Source organism: Streptomyces vastus (assembly GCF_039532825.1).
In the GTDB taxonomy this organism is placed as follows: Bacteria; Actinomycetota; Actinomycetes; order Streptomycetales; family Streptomycetaceae; genus Streptomyces; species Streptomyces vastus.
The window spans coordinates 14,722-35,146 of sequence record NZ_BAAASJ010000042.1 but is presented as its reverse complement, the minus strand read 5'-3'; the positions used below and the strand labels follow the sequence as shown (position 1 = coordinate 35,146).

The window sequence follows — 20,425 nt, the reverse complement described above, 5'->3', positions numbered from 1 at the left end:
CGCAGCGATGATCGATCCGAGACATCCGCGAGATCCGCGAGATCCGCTAAAGACGCCGACGTACCCGGGCTCAGCCGGGTCCGCCCGTTACCTGCCCATCGCCGAGCACGGGCTGATCGGCGACCTGCGCACCGTCGCGCTGGTGGGCACCAACGGCACGATCGACTGGTACTGCTGTCCGTCCTTCGACGCTCCGAGTGTCTTCGGCTCGATTCTCGACGCGGACCGCGGCGGGTGCTTCGAGCTCGCCGCCGCCGTGCCGGCGACGACGAAGCAGTTCTACTTCCCGGACACCAACGTGCTCATCACCCGCTTCCTCACCGAGGACGGGGTGGGCGAGGTGCAGGACTTCATGCCGGTCGCCGACGAGACGGCCGCGGCGACGGAGGCCGACCGGCACCGGCTGATCCGGCGGGTGGTCTGCGTACGGGGGTCCATCCCGTTCCGCGCCCGGATCGCACCGCGGTTCGGTTACGGGGCGCAGCCCCACACCCTGCGGCAGCTCGACAACGTGACGCTGTTCGAGTCCGCCGGCCTCTCGCTCGCCCTGACCTCCACCGTTCCGGTCGAGTGCGACGACCTCGACGTGACCGCGGAGTTCAAGCTCGGCCAGGGCGAGGCCGCGGTGTTCGCGCTGGACCGGGTCGACGGCGGCATCGAGGCGCGCGGCTGCCCGCACATCGAGGCGGAGGAGCAGTTCGCCGCCACGGTGGCGTTCTGGCGGAACTGGCTGTCCGCCTCTCAGTACCGCGGCCGGTGGCGGGAGATGGTGCACCGTTCCGCACTGACCCTCAAGCTGCTCACCTACGCCCCGACCGGCGCGATGGTGGCCGCGCCGACGACCAGCCTGCCCGAGCAGTTGGGTGGCGAGCGCAACTGGGACTATCGGTATCTGTGGGTTCGGGACGCCGCCTTCTGCGTCTACGCACTGCTGCGGCTCGGCTTCAGCAGCGAGGCCAAGGCGTTCATGGACTTCCTGTCCGCGCGCGTCGACCGGAGCGGCGGGCCCTCGGGCCCCCTGCAGATCATGTACGGCATCGACGGGCGCAACGAGCTGCCCGAGCGCGAACTGGACCACCTGGAGGGACACCGGGGCTCCGCACCGGTACGCGTCGGCAATGACGCGGCCGGCCAGCTGCAGCTCGACATCTACGGAGCGCTCATCGACTCGGTCTACCTCTACGACAAGTGGGGGCAGCCCATCTCCAGCGACCACTGGGACGCGGTCTGTGCCCTGGTCGACTGGGTCTGCGAGCACTGGGACCAGCCCGACGAGGGCATCTGGGAGACGCGCGGCGGGCGAAAGAAGTTCCTGTACTCCCGCCTGATGTGCTGGGTGGCCATCGAACGCGCCATGCGTATCGCCCGGCGCCGTGGCCTGCCCGCCGAGCTGACCCGCTGGGGGCAGGTCCGCGACACGATCTACCGGCGGATCATGGACAAGGGCTGGTCCGCGAACCGGCAGGCGTTCGTCCAGCACGAGGACGACCATGTGCTCGACGCCGCGGTACTGATGATGCCACTGGCGAAGTTCGTCTCCCCCAGCGACCCGAAGTGGCTCTCCACCCTGGACGCGCTCAGCGCCGACCTGGTGTCCGACTCGCTCGTCTACCGCTACGACCCCCTGGTCAGCCCGGACGGTCTGAGCGGTCAGGAGGGCACCTTCTCCATCTGCTCCTTCTGGTACGTCGAGGCACTCACCCGCGCCGGCCGGCTCGACGAGGCGCGGCTGACCTTCGAGAAGATGCTCACCTACGCCAACCACCTCGGCCTGTACGCCGAGGAGATCAGCCACACCGGCGAGCAGCAGGGCAACTTCCCGCAGGCCTTCACGCACCTGGCCCTGATCAGCGCCGCGTTCAACCTCGACCGGGTGCTCGGCTGAGCAGTTGGAGGCGGTCTTGAGTGTCGGAGGTGCGTGCCAGGATGGTTCCGTGCCGACCACCGCATTCACCACGCCGTTCATCGGGCGCGAGGACGAACTCTCCCGTCTGACCCGGGTATTGGAGCGTGCCCGGGCGGGTGAGGCGCGTGCCGTGCTGGTGGCGGGGGACGCCGGTGTGGGCAAGACGCGCGTGCTGGCCGAGGCCGCCGGGCACGCGGCGGAGACGGGCATGAGCGTTCTGACGGGGCACTGCGTCGACCTCGGTGATGTCGGCCTGCCGTATCTGCCGTTCACCGAGGTCCTCGGCGTGCTCACCGCCGACGACCGGTTCTCCGCCATCCTGGCGAGGCATCCCGTGGTCGGCCGGCTGCTCGGCGACGGCGGTAGTGCCGTACGGGACGCGGGCAGCCGGCTGCAGCTGTTCGAGGACATGGCCGCTCTGCTGGCCGACCTCTGCGAGGTCACGGCACTGCTGCTGGTGCTGGAGGACCTGCACTGGGCCGACCAGTCTTCCCGCGACCTGCTGCGCTTCCTGCTCAGCCGGGGCATCCTCCAGTGGCCTGCGGGCGGCACTCCCACCCACCGCCTGGCGCTCTTCGCGTCGTACCGGGCTGACGATCTCCACCGCCGCCACCCTCTGCGCCCCCTGCTGGCCGAGCTGGTGCGGCTGCCCGCCGTCGACCGCCTCGAGCTGCGGCCGCTGCCCGATCCCGAGGTGGCCCGGCTGGTACGCGCCCAGCGGGCCGCTCCGCTGCCGGAGGCCACCGTCCGCCGCATCGTCGAGCGCGCCGAGGGCAACGCCTTCTACGCGGAGGAACTGCTCGCCGCCACCGCGGACACCCTGCCCGGCGGATCCACGCCGGCGTCGGCCGTGCCCAGCGGCCTCGCCGATGTCCTCCTCATCCGTTTCGAGCAGCTGTCCGCCACCGCCCAGCAGGTACTGCGCACGGCGGCCGTCGCCGGGCGCCGCGTCGAGCACGAGCTGCTGCACGACGCCGTCGGCCTGCCCGAGCCGGAGCTGGAGTCGGCGCTGCGCGAGGCCGTCGGCCGACAGCTCCTCGTCCCCGGCGAGGAGGACACGTACTCCTTCCGGCACGCCCTCATCCGCGAAGCCGTCTACGCCGATCTGCTGCCGGGCGAGCGGGTGCGGCTGCACCGAGCGTTCGCCCGGCTGCTCGCCGGGCGGGGCCACAAGGCCGAGAGCGCGGCGGAGCGCGCCCACCACTCCCGCGAGAGCCACGACCTGGCCGACGCCCTCGCGGCCTCCCTCGAGGCCGCCGACCACGCCGCGCGGATCGGCGCGCCCGCCGAGGAACTCCGCCACCTCGAAGCCGTCCTCGACCTGTGGCCGGCGGTGCCTCGTTCCGCTCTGCCGGACGGCGTCCCCGACACGGTGACACTCACCCTGCGTGCCTCGGGTGCGGCCGCCCACGCCGGCGAGACCCACCGGGCGGTCGCACTCACCCGCGCCGCGCTCGCCGGCGTCGGCTCGGACACGGACGCCGAACTCGCCGTCCGCGTCCGGTACACCCTCGCGGGCAATCTGATACGGGCCGACAGCCTGCAAGCAGCTTTCACCTACAGCAGCGAGGCACTCGCCCTGATCTCCGCGGAGCCCGAGTCGCCCACCTGGGTGTGGGCCGCGGCCACCCATGTCATGGCGGCGCGCCATGTGGGCGAGGACGAGGTCGCCCGCCGGGTCGGGCGCCGGGCCCTGCGCGTCGCCGAGGCACTCGACGTGGCCGACGCCCAGGCCGATCTGCTGATCTCCCTGACCAGTCTCGAAACACACAATCGCCGCACTCCGGAAGGGCGTTCCCGGCTACGGGAGGCGCGGGAGCTGGCCCGTCGGGCCGGCAACGTCCCCGTCGAGATGCGCGCGCTGTTCAACCTCGCCATCGGGTCGTACGAATCCGGCGACCCGGACGAGTGCCTCACCTGGCTCTCCGGCGGACTGGAGCGCGCGGGGCGCGCCGGGCTCCTCTACTCGCCGTACGCACTGGAGCTGCTCTACCTGCGCACCGTGGTGCTCTACACCCTGGGCCGCTGGGACGAATGCGTCCGATCGGCGGCCGTCGAAGCCGAACGGCTGCCGACAGCGAGCGGTTTCGCGATCGGCCCCGCGCTGTACGTGGCACTGGCCCGCGGCGATCACACGGCCGCCGAGCGAGCCCGCACCCTCCTCGACGGACCCTTCGACTGGATGGCCACCCTCGTCGCGGGCATCGTGCTCACCGACGCCGCGGCCCTGCGGGGCGAGCCGGAAGCGGCCGTCGAGCGGGTCCGCACGACGGTGGCAGCGCTCACCGACGACTCCGTGGCCGAACGTCCCAATGCCGCCGTCCGGCTCGCGGCCCTCGCCCTGTCCGCCGTCGCGGACACGGCCGTTCAGCTGCGGCTGACCGGCGACGCGGCGGGGGCTCGCCGCTGGACGGACACGGCGACGGAGCTGGTGGAGCTGGCCCGGGCCACGGCCGCCAAGGGCGAGGACGGTGAACGGCAGGGCCCGGAGGCTCTGGCCTGGCTGGCCCGCGCGGAGGCGGAATGGGCACGGGCCACCAGCGGGCCGGATGTCGAAGCCTGGCAGGAAGCCGTCGCCGCGTTCGGCTACGGGGATGTCTACGAGCGGGCCCGCTGCCAACTCCGCCTCGCGGAGGCATTGGTGGCGGCAGACCGCCGCGAAGAGGCCGCCGAGCAGGCGCGCGCCGCGCGGGACACGGCCGACCGGCTCGGCGCCGTGCCGCTGCGCGACAGTGTGGACGCACTCATCCGACGGGGCCGCCTCGCGGAGACCCCACCCACGGCGGCCGGGGTCCCCGCGCTGACCGCCCGCGAGAACGACGTCCTGCGACTCCTCGCCCGCGGACGCACCAACCGCCAGATCGGCGAGGAGTTGTTCATCAGCGGCAAGACGGCGAGCGTCCATGTCTCCAACATCCTCGCCAAGCTCGGCGCCGCCAGCCGCACCGAAGCCGTGGCTCTCGCCTACCGCGAGGGTCTGATCGAGCCCGGGACGATCACGTCCGGCTGAAGGCTGGGACGGTCGTGCTGCGGGAGCGGGCCGCCGTCACAGCTCATGCTCCGTGACGCAGCATCCGCATCTGTTCTTCCAGCGGGGCCAGACCGACGTCGCGACGGCGTTCGTCGAGGGTGTCGGGGCAGCGGGTCGGGTACGGGCGGAACGTCGACGGGTCGATGCGCGTGCCGTAGTACTGCGGCTGGCCCAGTTCGACGGCGCAGTGGTCGGCGATGTAGGCGTGGTGCAGGGCGGGGCAGCGGCCGTCCGCCGTGGCCTGGGCGATCAGGTCGCGGCAGCTGAGCTGGAAGTCGAGATCCGGGGCGTGCAGCAGAATCATCAGAGCCGCCGTCGACGCCTCCGCGCCCACCAGGTCGGCGGTCGGCCAGGCGTGCCGGCGGACGATCGCCTTGAGCGCCTCGGCGTTGTCCTTGCGGCAGTCGAGGATACGGCGGCGCAGGCCCGGCGTGCGATTGCGCTGCGCCTGACGCATGAGCAGTTGTTCCTCCTCCGCCCTGCGGACGAGTTCGCGGGCGAGGGCGGAGGCCAGCGCGGGAAGCACCCCCGTGCCCCGGTCCTGGGGTGCGTCGTGCGCCAGAGCGGCGTGTTCCTCGTGTTGCTCGTCGTGTGGCGCGTCCTGGGTCAAGTGCCTTGAAGCACCGATGCCGTTCATGAGGGCTCCCGAAGCGTCAGCGTGAACCACACGCTCTTGCCCGTGGTGCCGGAGGCGGGCCGTGCGATGCCCCAGTCGTCGGACAGTGCGGCCACGAGGGCGAGTCCGCGTCCGGACTCCTCGGCCACCTCCGCCGCACGCAGCCGTGGCAGCGCCGGCGAGCGGTCGGCGACCGTCACGCGTACGTCGTGGCCGGCGCGCTCGACGGTGACGGTGACGGTGTCGCCGGAATCGGAACTCCCGTGTCTGACGGCGTTGGCGAACAGCTCACCCGTCGCGAGGACGGCGTTGTCGAGCTGCTCCGGCGTCAGGGGCAGGGAGGTGAGGTGCGCGGCGACGGCGCGGCGCACAGTGCAGGCGCACGACGGCTGGGCGGGGACCACGGTACGCAGGAGGCCGGGAGGTCCACCGACCGCGACGGGGACGACCTCACCGGGCCGCGCCCGGCCCGGTTCACCGACCCGGTGCGGGCGTGACGCGTACGCACGGCCGGCCTCCATCACAGCGGCGGCCAGCACCTTGTGGGCCCCGGCGGGGCCCTTGGCCGGACTCCTCGATTGTCCGTCGGTCACGGTGGCCATCCCGGTCTCGCATCACGGTGCGCGGCATCCCGTACCTGCCTCGCGATCAACTCCCATGCAGCCGTGCACGGTTGACCGCCTTCGCCGCTGACTGTGCGACAGGTCACTCGATCACTATGACGGGCTGCACATGCAGCCCGCAACACGCGTTCTGATAATTTCAGAACTATTCGTATCTCCCTGTCTCTGTCAGTGCCGACGTGGCACACTGCTCGCTGTGACGGCCGTTCCGGGAGGGTGGACGTGAGCGACAACCGCTCTGGCGGCAATGCGCCGACAGTCCTGCGGATGGTTCTCGGCAAGCGGCTTCGGCAACTGCGGGAGCAGGCCGGGGTGTCGTTCGAGGACGCGGCACGGGCCATCGAGGTGACCCCTCTGACGGTCCGGCGGATCGAGAAGGCCGAGGTCGGCCTTCGTATCCCGTACGTAAAGGAGTTGCTGCGCACCTACGGGGTTCCGGCGGCGGAGATCGACGACTTCCTCGCCCTGGCCAGGGAGGCCAACCAGCCCGGCTGGTGGTACAAGTACCGCGACGTACTGCCCGAGTGGTTCAGCGCCTACGTCAGCCTGGAGAGCGAAGCCAGCGTCATCCGTCTCTACGAACCCCACTACGTCCCGGGCCTGTTGCAGACCCACGACTACGCCACCGCACTGATGCGGGTGGGATTTCGCAACGAGTCGAAGGAGGACATAGAGCGCCGTGTCACGCTGCGCCTCAAGCGCCAGGACCTGCTCGCCAAGCCGGAGTCACCCGCCATCTGGGCCGTCCTGGAAGAGAGCGTGCTGCGCCGACCGGTGGGCGGTCGTGAGGTGATGCAGGCTCAGATAGACCGGCTGGAAGAGGCGTTGGACCTGCCGAAGGTCCGGATCCAGATCATCAGCCTCGACACAGGAGCACATCCCGGCGCGTACGGCCCGTTCCACTACTTCCGTTTCGGTTTCTCCGAGCTTCCCGACGTCGTCTACACCGAAAGCCTCGCCGGCGCGGTCTATGTCGATCAGCCCGCCGACGTCGTCACGTATCTCGAAGTAATGGACCGGATGTCCGTGCAGGCGGAACCGGTCGCTCGAACCAGGGCCATCCTGGGTAAATTGCGCAAGGAGTTGGACGAATGAACGACAAGGGCCCCATCTACAGCGGCATGCCGGCCACCGACCTGGGCACCGAGGGCTGGCACAAGCCCTGGAGCGGCACGAACGGCGGGAGCTGCGTCGAGGCCAAGCGGCTGCCCGACGGCAGCGTCGCCGTCCGCCAGTCCACGGACCCGGAGGGTCCCGCGCTGATCTACACCCGTGACGAGATGCTGACGTTCCTGGACGGCGCGAAGTCCGGCAAGGCAGACTTCCTGGTCGCCTGAGGTACCACCGGAAAACCCGCACGCGGACTCCCCTCGTGCGGGTCGTCCGGTCACACTGAGGAAGTCGGTCGTCCGGAGGGAGTGGTATGCACACGCTCCATCAGGCCGTCGCCCAGTGCCGAACGCTGGTCGTCGAAGGCCCTGACGGTATCGGCAGGAGCGGTCTGCTCACCGAACTCGCCCGCCACGGGTTCCTCATCAGACGCGCACGAGAACAGTTACACCAGGTGGACCCGTGCCGCCCGTACCGTGAACTCCTCGCCGCACCGGGCCTGTTGGCCGTCAACGGCAGCATCATCCACGAACTCGTCTACGGTCCGCTGCGCCGGGGACACTCCCGGGTGACCTGGATCCAGGCCCTCGACTTCGCCGAAGCGGTCGCCGAACGTGACGGCGCCCTCGTGCATCTGACGGCACCTCAGGACCAGACGGTGTCTCAAAGACAGCAGGACATGGAAGGCGCCGAGGAGATTCGCGCGTACGAGCGGGCCTTCCGCACCCTCGCCCGGCACGTCCCCGTCGTCACCGTGGACATCGCCGGCCTCGGCCCTCCGATCCGTGCGCCTGCCTCGTCCCCTTTTCAACTGGGGCAAGGCACAGGGAAGTTGACGGTAGGTTGAGCACAGACCCGTGACGCACGGCAGGAGAACTCAGATGGCAGAAGCCCAGTCCCACCCCGACCAGGACGCTCTGTCCAAGATCGACACCACGGTGCCGCATTCGGCCCGGATCTGGAACTACTGGATGGGCGGGAAGGACAACTACGAGGTCGACCGGGTGGCGGGCGACGCCTACCGCGAGACCGCACCGAACATCGAGACCATGGCACGCGCCTCCCGTGACTATCTGATCCGCACGGTGACCTTCGTGGCCGGTGAGCTCGGCATCCGCCAGTTCCTGGACATCGGCACGGGCCTGCCCTCGTACGACAACACCCACCAGGTCGCCCAGCGTGTCGCGCCCGAGTCGCGCATCGTCTACGTGGACAACGACCCGCTGGTGCTCCGGCACGCCCAGGCCCTGCTGACCAGCACCCCTGAGGGCGTCACCAACTACATCGACGCGGATCTGCACGAGCCCGAGAAGATCATCGCGCAGGCCGGCGAGATCCTGGACTTCGCCAAGCCCGTCGCACTGATGCTCATGGGCATCCTCGGCCACATCCAGGACTACGAAGAGGCCAAGTCGATCGTCAGCCGCCTCCAGGCCGCGCTCCCGTCAGGCAGTTACTTCGTGCACTACGACAGCACGGACACCGACACGGCACTCAAAGAGGCCCAGGAGGGCTACGACGACACGGGCGCCATTCCGTACGTCCTGCGCAGCCCCGAGCAACTCGCCGCGTACTACGAGGGACTTGAACTGCTGGAGCCCGGCATCGTGTCGTGCCCCCTGTGGCGCCCGGAGCCCGGGACGTCGCCCGAGCCCACGGACGTCTACGGCGGCGTGGCCCGCAAGCCGTGATGCCGCGCCGATCAGTTGATCAGGAGCCTGTGGCCGGCTGGATGTTCTGGTTGAGCCGGAACAGGTTCCGCGGATCACGGTCGGCCTTCACGCGTGCCAGGCGGGCGTAGTCGTCGCGGTAGCTCGCGCGTACGCGCTCCTGACCCTCGTCCATCAATTCAGGCAGCAGGTAGGGGCAAGACACGTACGGGGCGTTCCGGACCGCGCGCGTGCGCATCTCCTGGCCCGCACACGCCGGAGCGGCCGTACGAAGCGCCGTGCGGGGACACTTCGGACGGCCGCCTTCACCGTGGGAGGACCACTTGCGGGTGGGGCCTACCTGTAGGTGATGTCCGAGTTGCTGTACTTGCAGTTCGTGCTGTCGGGACCCGTTCCGACGGCGGTGTTGTTGTTGTACTTCTGGCAGGGGATGACCTTGCGGCCGGCGTCGTTGAGGATCGTGATGCCCCTCAGCGTCGCCACGTCATTGCGGTTGACGTTGATGCCGACCAGGCGCGCGGTGGATCCGGTGCCGGTCACCTCGATGTTGCTGAGGTTGACCTTGCGCGTGTGCTGCGTGGAACAGTCGCCGCACGAACGGTAGAGCGTCTTGAACTCGCTGACGGCGAAGTTGGAGATGTTCACCGTGCCGGGGCCGTTGTGCTGGAAGACCTTGTCGGCGGCCTTCTTGGCTCCACCGCCGATCACGTTGTAGGTGGAGCCGCCACGGAAGGTGGCGGCGTCCTCGCCGACGTCCGCCCACCACACGTTCTGCAGGGTGCAGTTGCCCTCGCAGTGGATGCCGTCGGCGCCGGGCGCGCCGATGATGACGTTCTTCAGCGTCGCGCCGGCCGCGAGCTTGAAGATCGGGTCCTGGCCCTCCTCCTGGCCGTCGCCGGCCAGGTCCCCGGTGCCGTAGAACTGCTTCATGCCGTAGTCCTTGGTGCCGGACACGGAGATGGTGGAGGAGGTCCCCTGGCTGCCGTTGGGGGTCGGCCAGGTGGCGGCGCTCGCCGGGGGCGCGCCGAGTGTCATGATCATGACAGAAGAGACGCCGAGTGTGGCCAGTCCGCTGGTCAGTGCGCGCCGGCGGGCGCGCGGCTTTGCTGGTGAAGTCATGTCCCGATGCCTTCTTCCAGTTGGGGGTTGATCAGATCTTTCCGGCGCCCGCGCCGGCCGTCACCGAGGCGACGACGGACGAGGCGGGCTCGGCGGTGTAGCTGTAGGGCGGGTTGGTGAAGCTGCCGACCTGTGAGACCTCGGTGACGGCTCCGCCGAGGTCGTTGCCGCGCAGGTTGGCGTATCCGTCCACGTCGCTGCTGCGGTTCGTGGTGACCGCGATCTTCGTCGAGCGGAAGACGTTGTTCTCGACGAGCATCTGGGCGCCCATGCGCGAGTGGCAGGCGGTGTCGGCTCCGGCCACGTAGTTGTTGTAGAAGTGCCCGGTGCCGAAGCGCAGGCTGGGGATGCGCGAGTAGACGTTGCTGAAGTGGTTGTGGTGGTACGTCACCTTCAAGTGGCCGGTGTCCTCAGAGGCGTTGTTGTCGCTGTGGCCGACGAGTGAGCCCTTGAAGTGGTCCTTGAAGGTATTCCAGGACACCGTCACATGGTCGGAGCCGTGGTTGATGTCCAGCAGCCCGTCGTAGTAGTCCTTGTCGTGATCACGGTCCGCCGAGAAGGAGTTGTGGTCGATCCACACCTTCGTCGACTCCTGGACGGTGATCCCGTCGGAGGGCTTGAGCGGCTTGCTGATGTTGAGGTTCCGGACGACGACGTTGGCCGCCTCCTTGATCCGCAGCCCTCCGCCGGTGAATCCGGACGACGAACCGACGCCCAGCACCGTGGTGTTGGAGCCGATGTCGACCTGACCGCTCAGCGAGATCAGGCCGTTGACCCGGACCACCTTCGCCGATCCGCCCGTGACGGCCGTCTTGAAGGCGGCCAGGGTCGACACGGTCACCGGTGTGGCGCTGCCGCCGCCCGTGGTCCCGGCGCCGAAGCCGATGGGGGCGCTCTCGGCGGCGCCGACCGGCTGGGGAAGGACGAGCACGGTGACGGTCGCGAGGGTGGCCGCGGCTGCCGCGGCCAGCGTGGATCTGTGCGCTCGTGTACGTGGGGGACGAGTACGCATGCGGGTGCGTCCCTTCAGGAGAACCTGAGGATCATGTATGTGGCTGTAATTCACTGATCTGATCGCAGTACGCAGGCAGAGGCACACCCGATGCGGGGCGCATAGGGCTCTGGAGCGCGTGGTTCCGTAGGTGGTACGGACCATGGCACTGCTATCTCATATACGAGATACCTGATACCGGGTCACTGTTCTGAACGGACCGTAGAGGGTAAGCGCTTTCTGGTCAACGGTTCACGCAGAACGTGTTCCGGACATCTGGGAGCGGAAACGCCCCCCTGGTGCAGTGACAAAACCCTGCGGTTCGGTGGGGTCCTGGTCGCACAGTTCGTCGCGCCGCTACGGGGTGCCGTACCGCACCAGACTTTCCAAGGCTGCCTAGGAAGCGGTGCGGGACTCGAGGTCGCGGCGGGTGTCGTTGCCGTAGACACCCGTCTCGTCGCCCCGGATGCCGTACCAGAGCTGGAATCGGGCGACGGCCTCGGTGAGTGTGGCGTCGTACTCGCCGCTGGTCGCGCCGTCCTTGTACACGTCCGGGATTTTCAGCAGCCGTTCCTGGAGCTCGCTCACCTCGGGGCCGCTGTCGCCCTGGCGGAGTGTCCCGGGGCCGTCCGGGTCGGCCGCCGCGGGCGGGGCGGCGGGCGCGGATGCGGAGGGGGCGGGAGCGGGGGGTTTGGCCTGCGACTCGGTGGCTCCCCTGTCCCAGGTGAGCAGCAGCGCAGCGGCGAATCCCGCCAGGGCGATCGCCACCGCGGCGACGGCGAGCGCCGCACGACGCATCCAGGGCGTACGCCCGTACGCTGCCCGAGGTTCGGGCGGGCCAGAGCGCTCCTCGCCCGTGACGGGCGGCAGTTCCTGGGTGTCGTCCTCGGTCGTCCAGGGAAGCGCGTTGGCCCCGGGCGTCCAGGCAGGTGCGGTGGCCTCGGCCTTCGCGGGAGGCGGCGTGGCTTCAGCCACCGGAGGAGGCGGGGCGGTCTCGGCCGCCGGTGCCGCGACGGCCTGGTACTCCTCGTTCCGCCGCTGGCGCTCCACAGCGTCGACCAGCCGCACGAGTTCCGAAAGGGCCCCTGGTGGGCGGCGCCGCTGGACGTTGGTGGGCTCGAGCGCCGGGCGGCTCGGCTGCGGTTCGGGGTCGTACGGTATCGACACGCTGCTCTCCTACCGGTCGTACTGGGGATTGATACGCGTCACCGCGCCCGGAGGTTCAACGCCCGTGACACGGCGCCGCATTCAGTCCTCGGGGGCCGGTGAGGGCGCCGGGTGGCTCCATCGGCGGGAACATGTCGATATGACGACGATGCACGCCTGGGTGGTGGACGAGCCGCGGCCGATCGAGCGGGAGCCTTTGCGGTTCGTCGGGAAGCCGGTCCCCGCGCCGGGGACCGATGAACTGCTCGTCCATGTGAGCGTCTGCGGCGTCTGCCGTACCGATCTCCATGTCAGCGAGGGCGATCTGCCGGTGCACCGGCCACGGGTGACGCCCGGGCACGAGGTGGTGGGGCGGGTGGCGGGGATGGGTGAGGCGGTGACCGGATACGCGGTCGGGGACCGGGTCGGGGTGGCCTGGCTGCGCCGTACCGACGGCAGTTGTGGGTACTGCGCGCGGGGGAACGAGAACCTGTGCCCGGAGTCCGTCTACACAGGCTGGGACGCCGACGGCGGCTACGCGGAGTACACCACCGTGCCGGCCGCCTTCGCCTACCTGCTGCCCGGCGACCTCGACGATGTCGCCCTGGCCCCGCTGATGTGCGCGGGCATCATCGGCTACCGTGCGCTGCGCCGCGCGGCGCTGCCCGGCGGCGGGCGCCTCGGTCTGTACGGCTTCGGCGGAAGCGCCCACCTGTGCGCGCAGGTGGCGATCGCACAGGGTGCCACCGTCCACGTACGGACTCGCGATGTGGCCGCCCAGCGTCTCGCGCTCGCCCTGGGCGCGGCCTCGGCGGCCGGTACGTACGATCCGCCGCCCGAGCCGCTGGACAGCGCGATCCTGTTCGCCCCGGTCGGCTCGCTGGTCCCCGTCGCCCTACGGGCCCTCGACCGCGGCGGCGTCCTCTCGATCGCGGGAATCCACCTCAGCGAGGTACCGCCGCTCGACTACGAGCGGGAGCTGTTCTACGAGAGGGAGGTACGCAGCGTCACCTCCAACACCCGTGAGGACGGAAGGGAGTTCCTCACGCTGGCGGCCCGCTTCGGCGTACGCGCCACCACCCACACGTACCCCCTCTCACAGGCCCAGCAGGCCCTGAAGGACCTGAAGTCGGGCCGCTTCGACGGGGCGGCGGTGCTGGTCAATGACAGCGGACCCGGAACGCGGGGCTGACTTCCTCGGGGCGGGGGACCCATGGGCGCCGTCCCTAGGACGTGCCGAAGTCGGGGAGGGTGAGCGAGCCGTCCTCGGCGAGGCGGAAGCCGGGGTTGTGTGCGATCTCCCAGGCGTGGCCGTCCGGGTCGGTGAAGGCACCGGAGTAGAAGCCGATGGCGTTGGTGGCGGCGGGCTTGGTGATGGTGGCCCCGGCTCGTTCCGCGGTGGTGAGCAGATCGTCGACCTCGGCGTCGGAGCGTACGTTGTGCGCCAGGGCGATCCCGCCGAAGCCGGCTGCGGCCCCGTCCGTCAGCCCGCAGTCGGCCGCGAGCTTCTCGCGGCCCCACAGGACCAGGGCCAGACCGCCGGCCTGGAAGAAGACGGTCTCCTCGACCTCCTGCCCCCGCCACCCCAGAGCTTCGTAGAAGGTCCGGGAGCGCGTCACATCGGAGACTCCCAGCGTGACCAGACTGATGCGCTGTTCCATGCGAGGACACTAAGGGCCGTCGGAAGGGACGACAACGCAACAGTCGGCTCACTCGGCCGGCGCCAGGGAGATCCGTATCCCCACCGTCCCCGCCTTCCCGCGCCGCAGTCGGCTGCCGAACAGGACGAGTCGGCCGGTGATGCCGTATTTGCGGGCGATGAGTGTGCGGTAACGAGCGGTGACGTCCGGGTCGCAGATCTCGGCGGTGGCGGCGACCGGTTCGCCGGTCGGGTTGCCGCGCGCGTCGCACGGCCCCACGAGGACGTCGGCGCGGTTGCGGATCCGCTTGACCTTCCAGGAGTCCGTGGCCGACCAGGCACCGAGCGCCTCGCCGTCCCGCACGACCCATACGGGGGTCGCGACCGCCGAACCGTTCTTCCGATAGCTCGTGATCAGCAGGTATTTCGCGGCCCCTAGCCGCTCCAGCGCTGTGTTCTCCACGCCGGGAGTCTAGACCGTACGCATGGACGGGCCCCCTCCGCTGTGCCGGCCTCTCCGTTGCGCCGGTGCCGTCCGCCGTACGCGCCCATGGCACGCGCACCGCGTGTCAGACTCCCGCGAGGGGATCAATGGCTGACAACACTTTGTGGGTGGCGGCGCTGACCGCGAGGACCGCCGTGCTCGCGAGTTGGGTGACCAGCCGCGGTACCGCCCGGGCCGCGCGTATCCAGGCCGACGCGGCTGCCGCGACGGTGCAGGCGGACCGGTTGCGGGCGGCGCGGCGGGCGGCGTATGTGGACGTCATCGAGCAGGCGCAGCGGATGGGCGACCTGTACTGGAAGGTGACCGACGCGCACAAGATCACGGACGTCGGCGAGCGCCTTGCCGCGCTCGAGGATCTGCGGCTACGGCTCCGCGGTGAGTACGCCGTGCTGCGGCAGCGTGTGTGGGCGGTGGACCTGGAAGGCCCGGCGGTGGTGGCATCGGCCGCTGACCGGCTCCGGGAGTCGACCAGCAACGACTTCCGGGCACTGGAAGCGATGATCGCCGGCGAGGAGGGCGCGGCCCAGCGGTTCGCCGACTGCTTCCCGCCCTACTGGCAGTCGGTCGTGACCTTCGTCGAGGTCGCTCGCCGCGCCATCCATGAGACACGTACGGACTGATCCCTCGGAAGCGTGAGGCCCATACGGGCTGACCGACCCGGGACTGCTCGGTCCCGTGCGAGCTGATTCCTCTCCGCGACTCGGGTACTCGCCCAACGACATACAAAAGCCTCGGACGAGGGGGCCTTCATCTCAGCTGGATACCCCCCTGGGTATTTCTGCTAAGGTGGCACCACCAGATACCCCCGGGGGTAAATCGTCCTGTGAGGAGTCCTAGCCGTGTTCTTCGTCGACACTCTGGAATTCGAGGGGCTGGGCAACCGCAGTTACCTGGCCGGAGGCCCCCGGGCCGCCGTGGTGGTGGATCCGCCCCGCGACATCGATCAGGTCATCGCCGCTGCCGCCGGGCGCGGGGTGCGGATCGCCTACGTGGCGGAGACCCACGTACACAACGACTACGTCAGCGGCGGCCTGGAACTCGCCCGTGTCAGCGGCGCCCGCTACCTGGTGCCGGACGGGGCCTCGGTGTCCTTCGCCCGCACTGCTGTCGCCGATGGCGACACGGTCGTCGTGGACGGGGGCCTGATGCTGCGCGCCGTGGCCACCCCCGGCCACACCCCGCACCACACCTCGTACGTACTGGAGGAGGACGGTCGGCAGGTGGCGGCGTTCACCGGCGGCTCGCTGCTGATCGGCACGGTGGGCCGGCCGGATCTCGTCGAGCCGCGGCTGACCGAGCGGCTGGCCCGCGCCCAGCACGCCTCGGCGCATCGTCTGGCGGACGAACTGGACGACGAGGTCGCGGTGCTGCCCACCCATGGCTTCGGCAGCTTCTGCTCCAGTGCGCAGGCCGAAGGGGACGCGAGCACGATCGGCGCGGAACGCAAGAGCAATGACGCGTTGACGCAGGACGTGGACACCTTCGTCGCTCAGCTGCTCGCCGGACTGGACGACATACCCGCGTACTACGCGCACATGGGCCCGGTGAACTCCGCAGGACCGGCACCGGTCGACCTCACCCCGCCGCGGCCCGCGGACGCCGGGGAGATCGCCTCCCGGCTGGCGGCCGGGGAGTGGGTGGTTGACCTGCGCAGCCGCGTCGCGTTCGCCGAGGGCCATGTCGCCGGATCGTTCAACTTCGAGGGCGAGGGCAAACTCGCCACCTACCTGGCCTGGTTGATCCCCTGGGGCAAGCCCGTCACGCTGCTCGCCGACACCGCCGAGCGGATCGCCGACGCGCAGCGCGAGCTCGCCAGGGTGGGCATCGACCGCCCGGCCGCCGCCGCGAGCGGCGATCCCTCCGCGTGGATACGGGACGGGGAGCGGCTCGCCTCCTTCCGGCGCGCCCGCTTCGCCGATCTCGCCGGCGTACGCGATGACGTGGTGGTCCTGGATGTACGGCGGGACTCCGAGCGGGCGGGCGGTTTCATCGACGGTTCGGTGCACATTCCGATCCATCAACTGCCCGGCCGGGTCGGCGAGGTGCCGCCCGGTGTGGTCTGGGTGCACTGCGCCGGGGGGATGCGCGCGGCGATCGCCGCGTCCCTGCTCGATGCCGCCGGGCGGGAGGTGGTCGCTGTCGATGACGGGTTCGAGGCCGCAGCCGATGCGGGACTGGCTCTCGCCCGTCCCGCAGACGGTGACCGCTAGGCCTCCTTGAGGGCGCGGTACTGCAAAGCACGCGCCCGCCTCCGCCAACGCTTCCCCGCCCGAAGGTGATCGATTCATGGTGTTCTTCCGTCGCGGCTCCGGCCGTCTCTCCCCCGTACGAGCCCAAGAGCGTGTGGCGCAGGGCCGGGCCGTGCTGCTGGATGTCCGGGAGAATTCCGAGTGGCGGGCCGGGCACGCGCCCGGTGCCCTGCATCTGCCGCTGAGCCGGCTCGAGGCCGGTGCCGCGGTGCCTGAGGCCGCGCGGGGCCGGCCGGTGGTGGCAATCTGCCGCTCCGGGCGCCGCTCGCAGCGGGCCGCCGATATCCTCGCCGGTCGTGGTGTGGATGCCACCGACGTCACCGGCGGCATGGTCGCCTGGGCCGGCGCGGGTCTGCCTGTCACCGGCCCGGGCGGCGGTGTCACCGCGTGAGCACGCTGATCCTGGCGCTGGTCGCCGGAGGGGCGGTCGGACTGGCGCTCGGTGCACTCGGTGGGGGTGGCAGCGTCCTGGCCGTACCCGCGTTGATCTATCTGCTCGGCTTCTCCCCGGCTGCCGCCACCACGGCCGGGCTCCTCATCGTCACCGCCACCTCCGCCACCGCCCTGTACGCGCATGCCCGGGCCGGCCATGTCCGGTGGAAGGCGGGCGCGTTGTTCGCCGCGGCCGGTCTCCTTCCGGCCGCGGCTGCGGGGGCGGCTGCGGCCCGTCTGCCGCAGCCGCTGCTGACCGCCGCTTTCGCCGCCGTCGCCGCCGTCGCCGCCTTCCGGATGCTCCGGCCCGCCGACGGCACGGTCGTACGGGATGTGTCAGGGGTACGGCCGGGCAGGGCGGCCGGGGCTGGGGCGGGTCTGGGTGCGCTGACCGGGCTGCTCGGGGTCGGCGGGGGCTTCCTCGCGGTGCCGGCGCTCGTCGCCGTGCTGGCCTTCGAGATGCAGGCCGCCGTCGGTACCAGCCTGCTGGTCATCACGGCCAACTCCCTGGCCTCCCTGACCCTGCGCGGCGCCTCCGCGTCGGCTCTGGACTGGGCGGTGATCGCGCCGTTCACCGCGGGGGCGGTCCTGGGCGCCTGGGACGGAAAGCGCCTGGCGGGCAAGATTTCCGGCCCGCTGTTGCAGCGTGTCTTCGCGGTGGTACTGCTGGCCGTGGCCACATTCATGCTCGCGGACGCCGTGGCATGAGCGGAGGATGTGGCATGAGCGGCCGTCACCGTTCGGTCGGCGCCCTGACCGGTACGTACTCGGCCCACCGGTACGTACTCGGCCCAGAGATCAGGCGAGCGACAGAAAGAGCTTCTCCAGACGCGCGCGCATCTGTTCGCGGTCACCGTCGGCGGCCAGGTCCGAGTCGGCCAGGCAGTGCTGCAGACCGGTGGCGATGATCGCGAAGCCCGCCTTGTCCAAGGCCCGGGAGACAGCCGCGAGCTGGGTGATGACCTCCTCGCAGTCCCGGCCCTCCTCGATCATCTTGACCACACCGGCGATCTGGCCCTGCGCCCTGCGCAGCCGGTTGACCACCGTCTTCAGTTCGTCGGCCGCCATCGCCAGTTCCACGAGCCACTCCTTCGCCACACAGAATCTCCATACCCCTACGGGTATCGTACCCGTAGGCCGACCCCTGGAAAGAAGAGGAAAGATCCACGTGACCGCGACCACCGTCCTCGCCCCGGAACAGGCCCACGCCCGCCTGCACGAGTTGACCGTCATCGACGTCCGCACTCCCGGCGAGTACGCCTCCGGGCATCTGCCCGGCGCCCACAACATCCCCCTCGACCACCTCGACGAGGCGCTGTCCGCCCTCAGGGGCGTCGCCGACCGCGGTGACCTCCTCGTCGTGTGCGCCTCCGGCGCCCGTTCCGCCCGGGCCTGCGAACGGCTCGCCGAGCAGGGCATCACTGCCGCCACGCTCACCGGCGGCACCAGCGCCTGGACCCAGCTCGGTCACGACATCCACCGGCCCGCGGGTGCCCGCGCCGTCTGGGCCATGGAACGTCAGGTCCGCCTGGCCGCCGGTTCGCTCGTCCTGGCCGGGCTGGCGGCCGGACGGCAGTGGCCGCGCGCCCGCCTCCTGTCCGCGGGCATCGCGGGCGGCCTGACCTTCTCCGCCCTCACGGACACCTGCGGCATGGCCCGCGTCCTCGCCAAACTCCCCCACAACCGCCCACGCGCCACCGACCTGGGCGCCACGCTCGCCGCTCTCACCGAGTGAGGCGCCCCTCCGAGGGCGCCTACTCCTACCAGCAAGAACGCCCCGGAGGGATCATCCCCTCCAGGGCGTTTCGCGTCTCTGACGGCAACGCTGACGGCAACGGCCACGTCATTCGACCGCCAGCAGCGTCCCCAGCTTGTCCAGAGCGGCCCGCTTCTCGGTCATGTCGGCGTGCGCGTAGATGTTCATGGTCACGTCCAGCGCGCTGTGCCCGACGATGTTCCGGACGATGTGCGGCGGGATGCCGAGGCCGAGCAGCAGGGTCACGCAGGTGTGCCGGAGGTCGTGGAAGCGGACCTCCAGGCTCCCTGCTTCATCAAGCCCGCGCACGGCGCGGGAGCGCGCCGCCTGTACGGCGGGGCCGCCGCCCCGCCTTCGCCAGCGGCGGCCCCGCCCGGCGGCGCGCTGCGTGCAAGCGGGCGAAGGCGGGGGATCGGCCGGCGCCGGGATGGAAGGGGCGCAGTTGCTGTGGCGTCCGTCAGCGACAGCGCGGTGACGGCGGGCAGCGGGACACGAGCGGACGACTGTGGGGAGACGGTCTGCCCGAGGCGGGGACCGTGGCAATGGTCGGGAGACTCGGACGAGTCGAGATTCTCGCCGTCGGAGCCCTCCGCGGGCAGCGGGGCTTCACTCGACGCCGCAGCCAATCGAGCGGGCGAATCCGGCGCATGGCGTTGATCGCCGAGGCACGTCAGCAGCATGAACAGCAGGGCGTAGAGCGTGCCCCGGACGAGCAGGCTCCTCCGGAGCGGACATACCCGTAAGGCATGGGCACGGGAAAGGGCAGGGGTGGGCGGCACAGGTCCTCCGCGCGGCGGTCACTGCCCGTACGGGAACTCTCCCGGTCAAGGCAGGGATCGGTGGGGGGGTGGGGGAAGAGAGCCGTCGACCGTCCCCGCGACACGCTGTGGGGCGCTGTGCGCAGGAGGTCGGACGCCATGGACCGGTCGCCGGGGGAAGGCGTGACGCGGCCTTGGGCCGAGTCCGGAAATCCCGGGAAGGGTCGACCGGTTTGGAAGGCGCTGATCTAGATACGAAGAACCGCGGAGTCTGCCGCTTGCGTTCTCGGGACCGCGAAGTCCCGTGCCGCGGCGGCGTGACGGGCGGGCGCGCAGCCGGGTGCCTCCTCGCCGTTCTCCGAGCTCAGCGGAGACAGGCAGGGCACGGCCATAGCGGGACCCTGCGAAGGCTGCCCCACCACACATTCCTCACCGGCGTGCTGCTGTCCGCGGCCGTCGTGATGGCCGTCCGGCTGCTCACCCGCCACCTGCATCGACGTGGCACTCGCAACGTTTCCATGCTCGGCAGTTGGCTCGAAATGAACGCCCGACGCCGAGACGCCCTTGTCGGAGGCGAGGTGACTCACCGTCGTGTCAGGGCTGACGGCATGCGTATACAGCAGACCGAAGAGGAACAGGCCCAACCCCAGCACACGCCACAGAGCCGCTGATGAGCGGCTCTGTGGGCTACGAGAAGGAGACCAGGCCGTAATCACGCGGTGATCCTAACCTGATCGGAAGGCCCCGGCGCGCCGTCCCAGGAGAACATCGCGTGAACCCAGCCACATGACGGCGCACAGGGGCACGTGTTGGGACCACCGCGCCCAAGAGATGGGGACTTCATCATTCGCAAACGCTTGTACGCCACCGTGCG

General features: G+C 70.3%; 22 protein-coding genes. 12 read left to right on the top strand and 10 right to left on the bottom strand.

The genetic code is table 11. From position 1 onward, the window contains the following. The first annotated feature begins 7 nt into the window (after positions 1-7). Complete coding sequence (locus tag ABD357_RS21250; RefSeq protein ID WP_344392048.1) at positions 8-1,885, top strand: glycoside hydrolase family 15 protein; 1,878 nt, start codon at positions 8-10, stop codon at positions 1,883-1,885. A 49-nt stretch (positions 1,886-1,934) separates the two neighbouring features. Beyond that, a complete protein-coding gene (locus tag ABD357_RS21245) occupies positions 1,935-4,916 on the top strand; it encodes a helix-turn-helix transcriptional regulator (protein ID WP_344392047.1) in 2,982 nt (993 codons plus the stop codon). Positions 4,917-4,959: 43 nt separating this feature from the next. Here the strand turns inward: ABD357_RS21245 and ABD357_RS21240 are convergent, their stop codons facing one another. Continuing rightward, positions 4,960-5,574, bottom strand: coding sequence for a DUF6624 domain-containing protein (locus ABD357_RS21240; protein WP_344392046.1), 615 nt, complete (start codon positions 5,572-5,574; stop codon positions 4,960-4,962). Beyond that, the gene (locus tag ABD357_RS21235) at positions 5,571-6,146 is read right to left on the bottom strand and encodes an ATP-binding protein (protein ID WP_344392045.1); all 576 of its coding nucleotides are present in this window, start codon (positions 6,144-6,146) and stop codon (positions 5,571-5,573) included. The genes ABD357_RS21240 and ABD357_RS21235 overlap by 4 nt, the downstream gene beginning before the upstream one ends. 297 nt (positions 6,147-6,443) lie before the next feature. Here ABD357_RS21235 and ABD357_RS21230 point away from each other — a divergent pair, with 297 nt between their 5' ends. The 4 genes from ABD357_RS21230 (at position 6,444) to ABD357_RS21215 (ending at position 8,977) form a co-directional block, all read left to right on the top strand. Continuing rightward, a complete protein-coding gene (locus ABD357_RS21230) occupies positions 6,444-7,271 on the top strand; it encodes a helix-turn-helix domain-containing protein (RefSeq protein ID WP_344392069.1) in 828 nt (275 codons plus the stop codon). Next, positions 7,268-7,513 carry a DUF397 domain-containing protein gene (locus ABD357_RS21225; protein WP_344392044.1) on the top strand — a complete coding sequence of 82 codons (246 nt, stop codon included), beginning with the start codon at positions 7,268-7,270 and terminating at the stop codon, positions 7,511-7,513. The genes ABD357_RS21230 and ABD357_RS21225 overlap by 4 nt, the downstream gene beginning before the upstream one ends. 86 nt (positions 7,514-7,599) lie before the next feature. Continuing rightward, entirely contained in the window at positions 7,600-8,133 is a 534-nt protein-coding gene (locus ABD357_RS21220; protein ID WP_344392042.1) for a hypothetical protein, read from the top strand. 34 nt (positions 8,134-8,167) lie between these two features. Further along, on the top strand, positions 8,168-8,977 hold the full coding sequence (locus ABD357_RS21215; RefSeq protein WP_344392041.1) for an SAM-dependent methyltransferase: 810 nt from the start codon (positions 8,168-8,170) through the stop codon (positions 8,975-8,977). A 19-nt stretch (positions 8,978-8,996) separates the two neighbouring features. Here the strand turns inward: ABD357_RS21215 and ABD357_RS21210 are convergent, their stop codons facing one another. The 4 genes from ABD357_RS21210 to ABD357_RS21195 all read right to left on the bottom strand — a co-directional run bounded on the left by ABD357_RS21210 (position 8,997) and on the right by ABD357_RS21195 (position 12,233). Next, positions 8,997-9,194 carry a BBE domain-containing protein gene (locus tag ABD357_RS21210; protein ID WP_425584953.1) on the bottom strand — a complete coding sequence of 66 codons (198 nt, stop codon included), beginning with the start codon at positions 9,192-9,194 and terminating at the stop codon, positions 8,997-8,999. Positions 9,195-9,292: 98 nt separating this feature from the next. After that, positions 9,293-10,075 (bottom strand): pectate lyase, encoded by a 783-nt coding sequence (locus ABD357_RS21205; RefSeq protein WP_344392039.1) that lies wholly within the window; start codon positions 10,073-10,075, stop codon positions 9,293-9,295. A 31-nt stretch (positions 10,076-10,106) separates the two neighbouring features. Then, positions 10,107-11,087 carry a pectate lyase family protein gene (locus ABD357_RS21200; RefSeq protein WP_344392038.1) on the bottom strand — a complete coding sequence of 327 codons (981 nt, stop codon included), beginning with the start codon at positions 11,085-11,087 and terminating at the stop codon, positions 10,107-10,109. A gap of 375 nt (positions 11,088-11,462) precedes the next feature. After that, positions 11,463-12,233 carry a peptidoglycan-binding domain-containing protein gene (locus tag ABD357_RS21195; protein ID WP_344392035.1) on the bottom strand — a complete coding sequence of 257 codons (771 nt, stop codon included), beginning with the start codon at positions 12,231-12,233 and terminating at the stop codon, positions 11,463-11,465. A 148-nt stretch (positions 12,234-12,381) separates the two neighbouring features. Between ABD357_RS21195 and ABD357_RS21190 the strand changes: the two genes are divergently transcribed. Beyond that, on the top strand, positions 12,382-13,404 hold the full coding sequence (locus ABD357_RS21190) for a zinc-binding alcohol dehydrogenase family protein (RefSeq protein WP_344392068.1): 1,023 nt from the start codon (positions 12,382-12,384) through the stop codon (positions 13,402-13,404). Between the two features lie 34 nt (positions 13,405-13,438). Here the strand turns inward: ABD357_RS21190 and ABD357_RS21185 are convergent, their stop codons facing one another. Together ABD357_RS21185 and ABD357_RS21180 are read right to left on the bottom strand one after the other, a co-directional pair. Further along, positions 13,439-13,873, bottom strand: a complete 435-nt coding sequence (locus ABD357_RS21185; RefSeq protein WP_344392034.1) for a VOC family protein — start codon at positions 13,871-13,873, stop codon at positions 13,439-13,441. 48 nt (positions 13,874-13,921) lie between these two features. Then, on the bottom strand, positions 13,922-14,314 hold the full coding sequence (locus ABD357_RS21180; protein WP_344392033.1) for a PPOX class F420-dependent oxidoreductase: 393 nt from the start codon (positions 14,312-14,314) through the stop codon (positions 13,922-13,924). Positions 14,315-14,442: 128 nt separating this feature from the next. Between ABD357_RS21180 and ABD357_RS21175 the strand changes: the two genes are divergently transcribed. The 4 genes from ABD357_RS21175 (at position 14,443) to ABD357_RS21160 (ending at position 17,745) form a co-directional block, all read left to right on the top strand. After that, positions 14,443-14,976 carry a hypothetical protein gene (locus tag ABD357_RS21175; protein ID WP_344392032.1) on the top strand — a complete coding sequence of 178 codons (534 nt, stop codon included), beginning with the start codon at positions 14,443-14,445 and terminating at the stop codon, positions 14,974-14,976. A 219-nt stretch (positions 14,977-15,195) separates the two neighbouring features. Beyond that, positions 15,196-16,566 (top strand): rhodanese-like domain-containing protein, encoded by a 1,371-nt coding sequence (locus ABD357_RS21170; protein ID WP_344392031.1) that lies wholly within the window; start codon positions 15,196-15,198, stop codon positions 16,564-16,566. Positions 16,567-16,642: 76 nt separating this feature from the next. Further along, positions 16,643-16,996 (top strand): rhodanese-like domain-containing protein, encoded by a 354-nt coding sequence (locus ABD357_RS21165; protein ID WP_344392029.1) that lies wholly within the window; start codon positions 16,643-16,645, stop codon positions 16,994-16,996. Then, positions 16,993-17,745: a sulfite exporter TauE/SafE family protein gene (locus ABD357_RS21160; RefSeq protein ID WP_344392028.1), complete on the top strand. Its 753-nt coding sequence runs from the start codon at positions 16,993-16,995 to the stop codon at positions 17,743-17,745. Before ABD357_RS21165 ends, ABD357_RS21160 begins: the two co-directional genes overlap by 4 nt. 90 nt (positions 17,746-17,835) lie before the next feature. On the opposite strand, the gene ABD357_RS21155 is transcribed toward ABD357_RS21160, so the two are convergent. After that, positions 17,836-18,117, bottom strand: a complete 282-nt coding sequence (locus ABD357_RS21155; protein ID WP_344392067.1) for a metal-sensitive transcriptional regulator — start codon at positions 18,115-18,117, stop codon at positions 17,836-17,838. Positions 18,118-18,205: 88 nt separating this feature from the next. Here ABD357_RS21155 and ABD357_RS21150 point away from each other — a divergent pair, with 88 nt between their 5' ends. Next, entirely contained in the window at positions 18,206-18,772 is a 567-nt protein-coding gene (locus tag ABD357_RS21150; protein ID WP_344392027.1) for a rhodanese-like domain-containing protein, read from the top strand. A gap of 108 nt (positions 18,773-18,880) precedes the next feature. Here the strand turns inward: ABD357_RS21150 and ABD357_RS21145 are convergent, their stop codons facing one another. Beyond that, the gene (locus ABD357_RS21145; protein ID WP_344392026.1) at positions 18,881-19,102 is read right to left on the bottom strand and encodes a tyrosine-type recombinase/integrase; all 222 of its coding nucleotides are present in this window, start codon (positions 19,100-19,102) and stop codon (positions 18,881-18,883) included. Between the last annotated feature and the right edge of the window lie 1,323 nt (positions 19,103-20,425).

Excerpts from the sequence above, each read along its gene's own strand:
- ABD357_RS21240 (WP_344392046.1), bottom strand. The coding sequence starts at position 5,574 with ATGAACGGCATCGGTGCTTCAAGGCACTTGACCCAGGACGCGCCACAC.
- ABD357_RS21210 (WP_425584953.1), bottom strand. The coding sequence starts at position 9,194 with ATGCGCACGCGCGCGGTCCGGAACGCCCCGTACGTGTCTTGCCCCTAC.
- ABD357_RS21205 (WP_344392039.1), bottom strand. The coding sequence starts at position 10,075 with ATGACTTCACCAGCAAAGCCGCGCGCCCGCCGGCGCGCACTGACCAGC.
- ABD357_RS21165 (WP_344392029.1), top strand. The coding sequence starts at position 16,643 with ATGGTGTTCTTCCGTCGCGGCTCCGGCCGTCTCTCCCCCGTACGAGCC.
- ABD357_RS21230 (WP_344392069.1), top strand. The coding sequence starts at position 6,444 with ATGGTTCTCGGCAAGCGGCTTCGGCAACTGCGGGAGCAGGCCGGGGTG.
- ABD357_RS21185 (WP_344392034.1), bottom strand. The coding sequence starts at position 13,873 with ATGGAACAGCGCATCAGTCTGGTCACGCTGGGAGTCTCCGATGTGACG.
- ABD357_RS21190 (WP_344392068.1), top strand. The coding sequence starts at position 12,382 with ATGCACGCCTGGGTGGTGGACGAGCCGCGGCCGATCGAGCGGGAGCCT.
- ABD357_RS21200 (WP_344392038.1), bottom strand. The coding sequence starts at position 11,087 with ATGCGTACTCGTCCCCCACGTACACGAGCGCACAGATCCACGCTGGCC.
- ABD357_RS21225 (WP_344392044.1), top strand. The coding sequence starts at position 7,268 with ATGAACGACAAGGGCCCCATCTACAGCGGCATGCCGGCCACCGACCTG.
- ABD357_RS21215 (WP_344392041.1), top strand. The coding sequence starts at position 8,168 with ATGGCAGAAGCCCAGTCCCACCCCGACCAGGACGCTCTGTCCAAGATC.
- ABD357_RS21175 (WP_344392032.1), top strand. The coding sequence starts at position 14,443 with ATGGCTGACAACACTTTGTGGGTGGCGGCGCTGACCGCGAGGACCGCC.
- ABD357_RS21250 (WP_344392048.1), top strand. The coding sequence starts at position 8 with ATGATCGATCCGAGACATCCGCGAGATCCGCGAGATCCGCTAAAGACG.
- ABD357_RS21220 (WP_344392042.1), top strand. The coding sequence starts at position 7,600 with ATGCACACGCTCCATCAGGCCGTCGCCCAGTGCCGAACGCTGGTCGTC.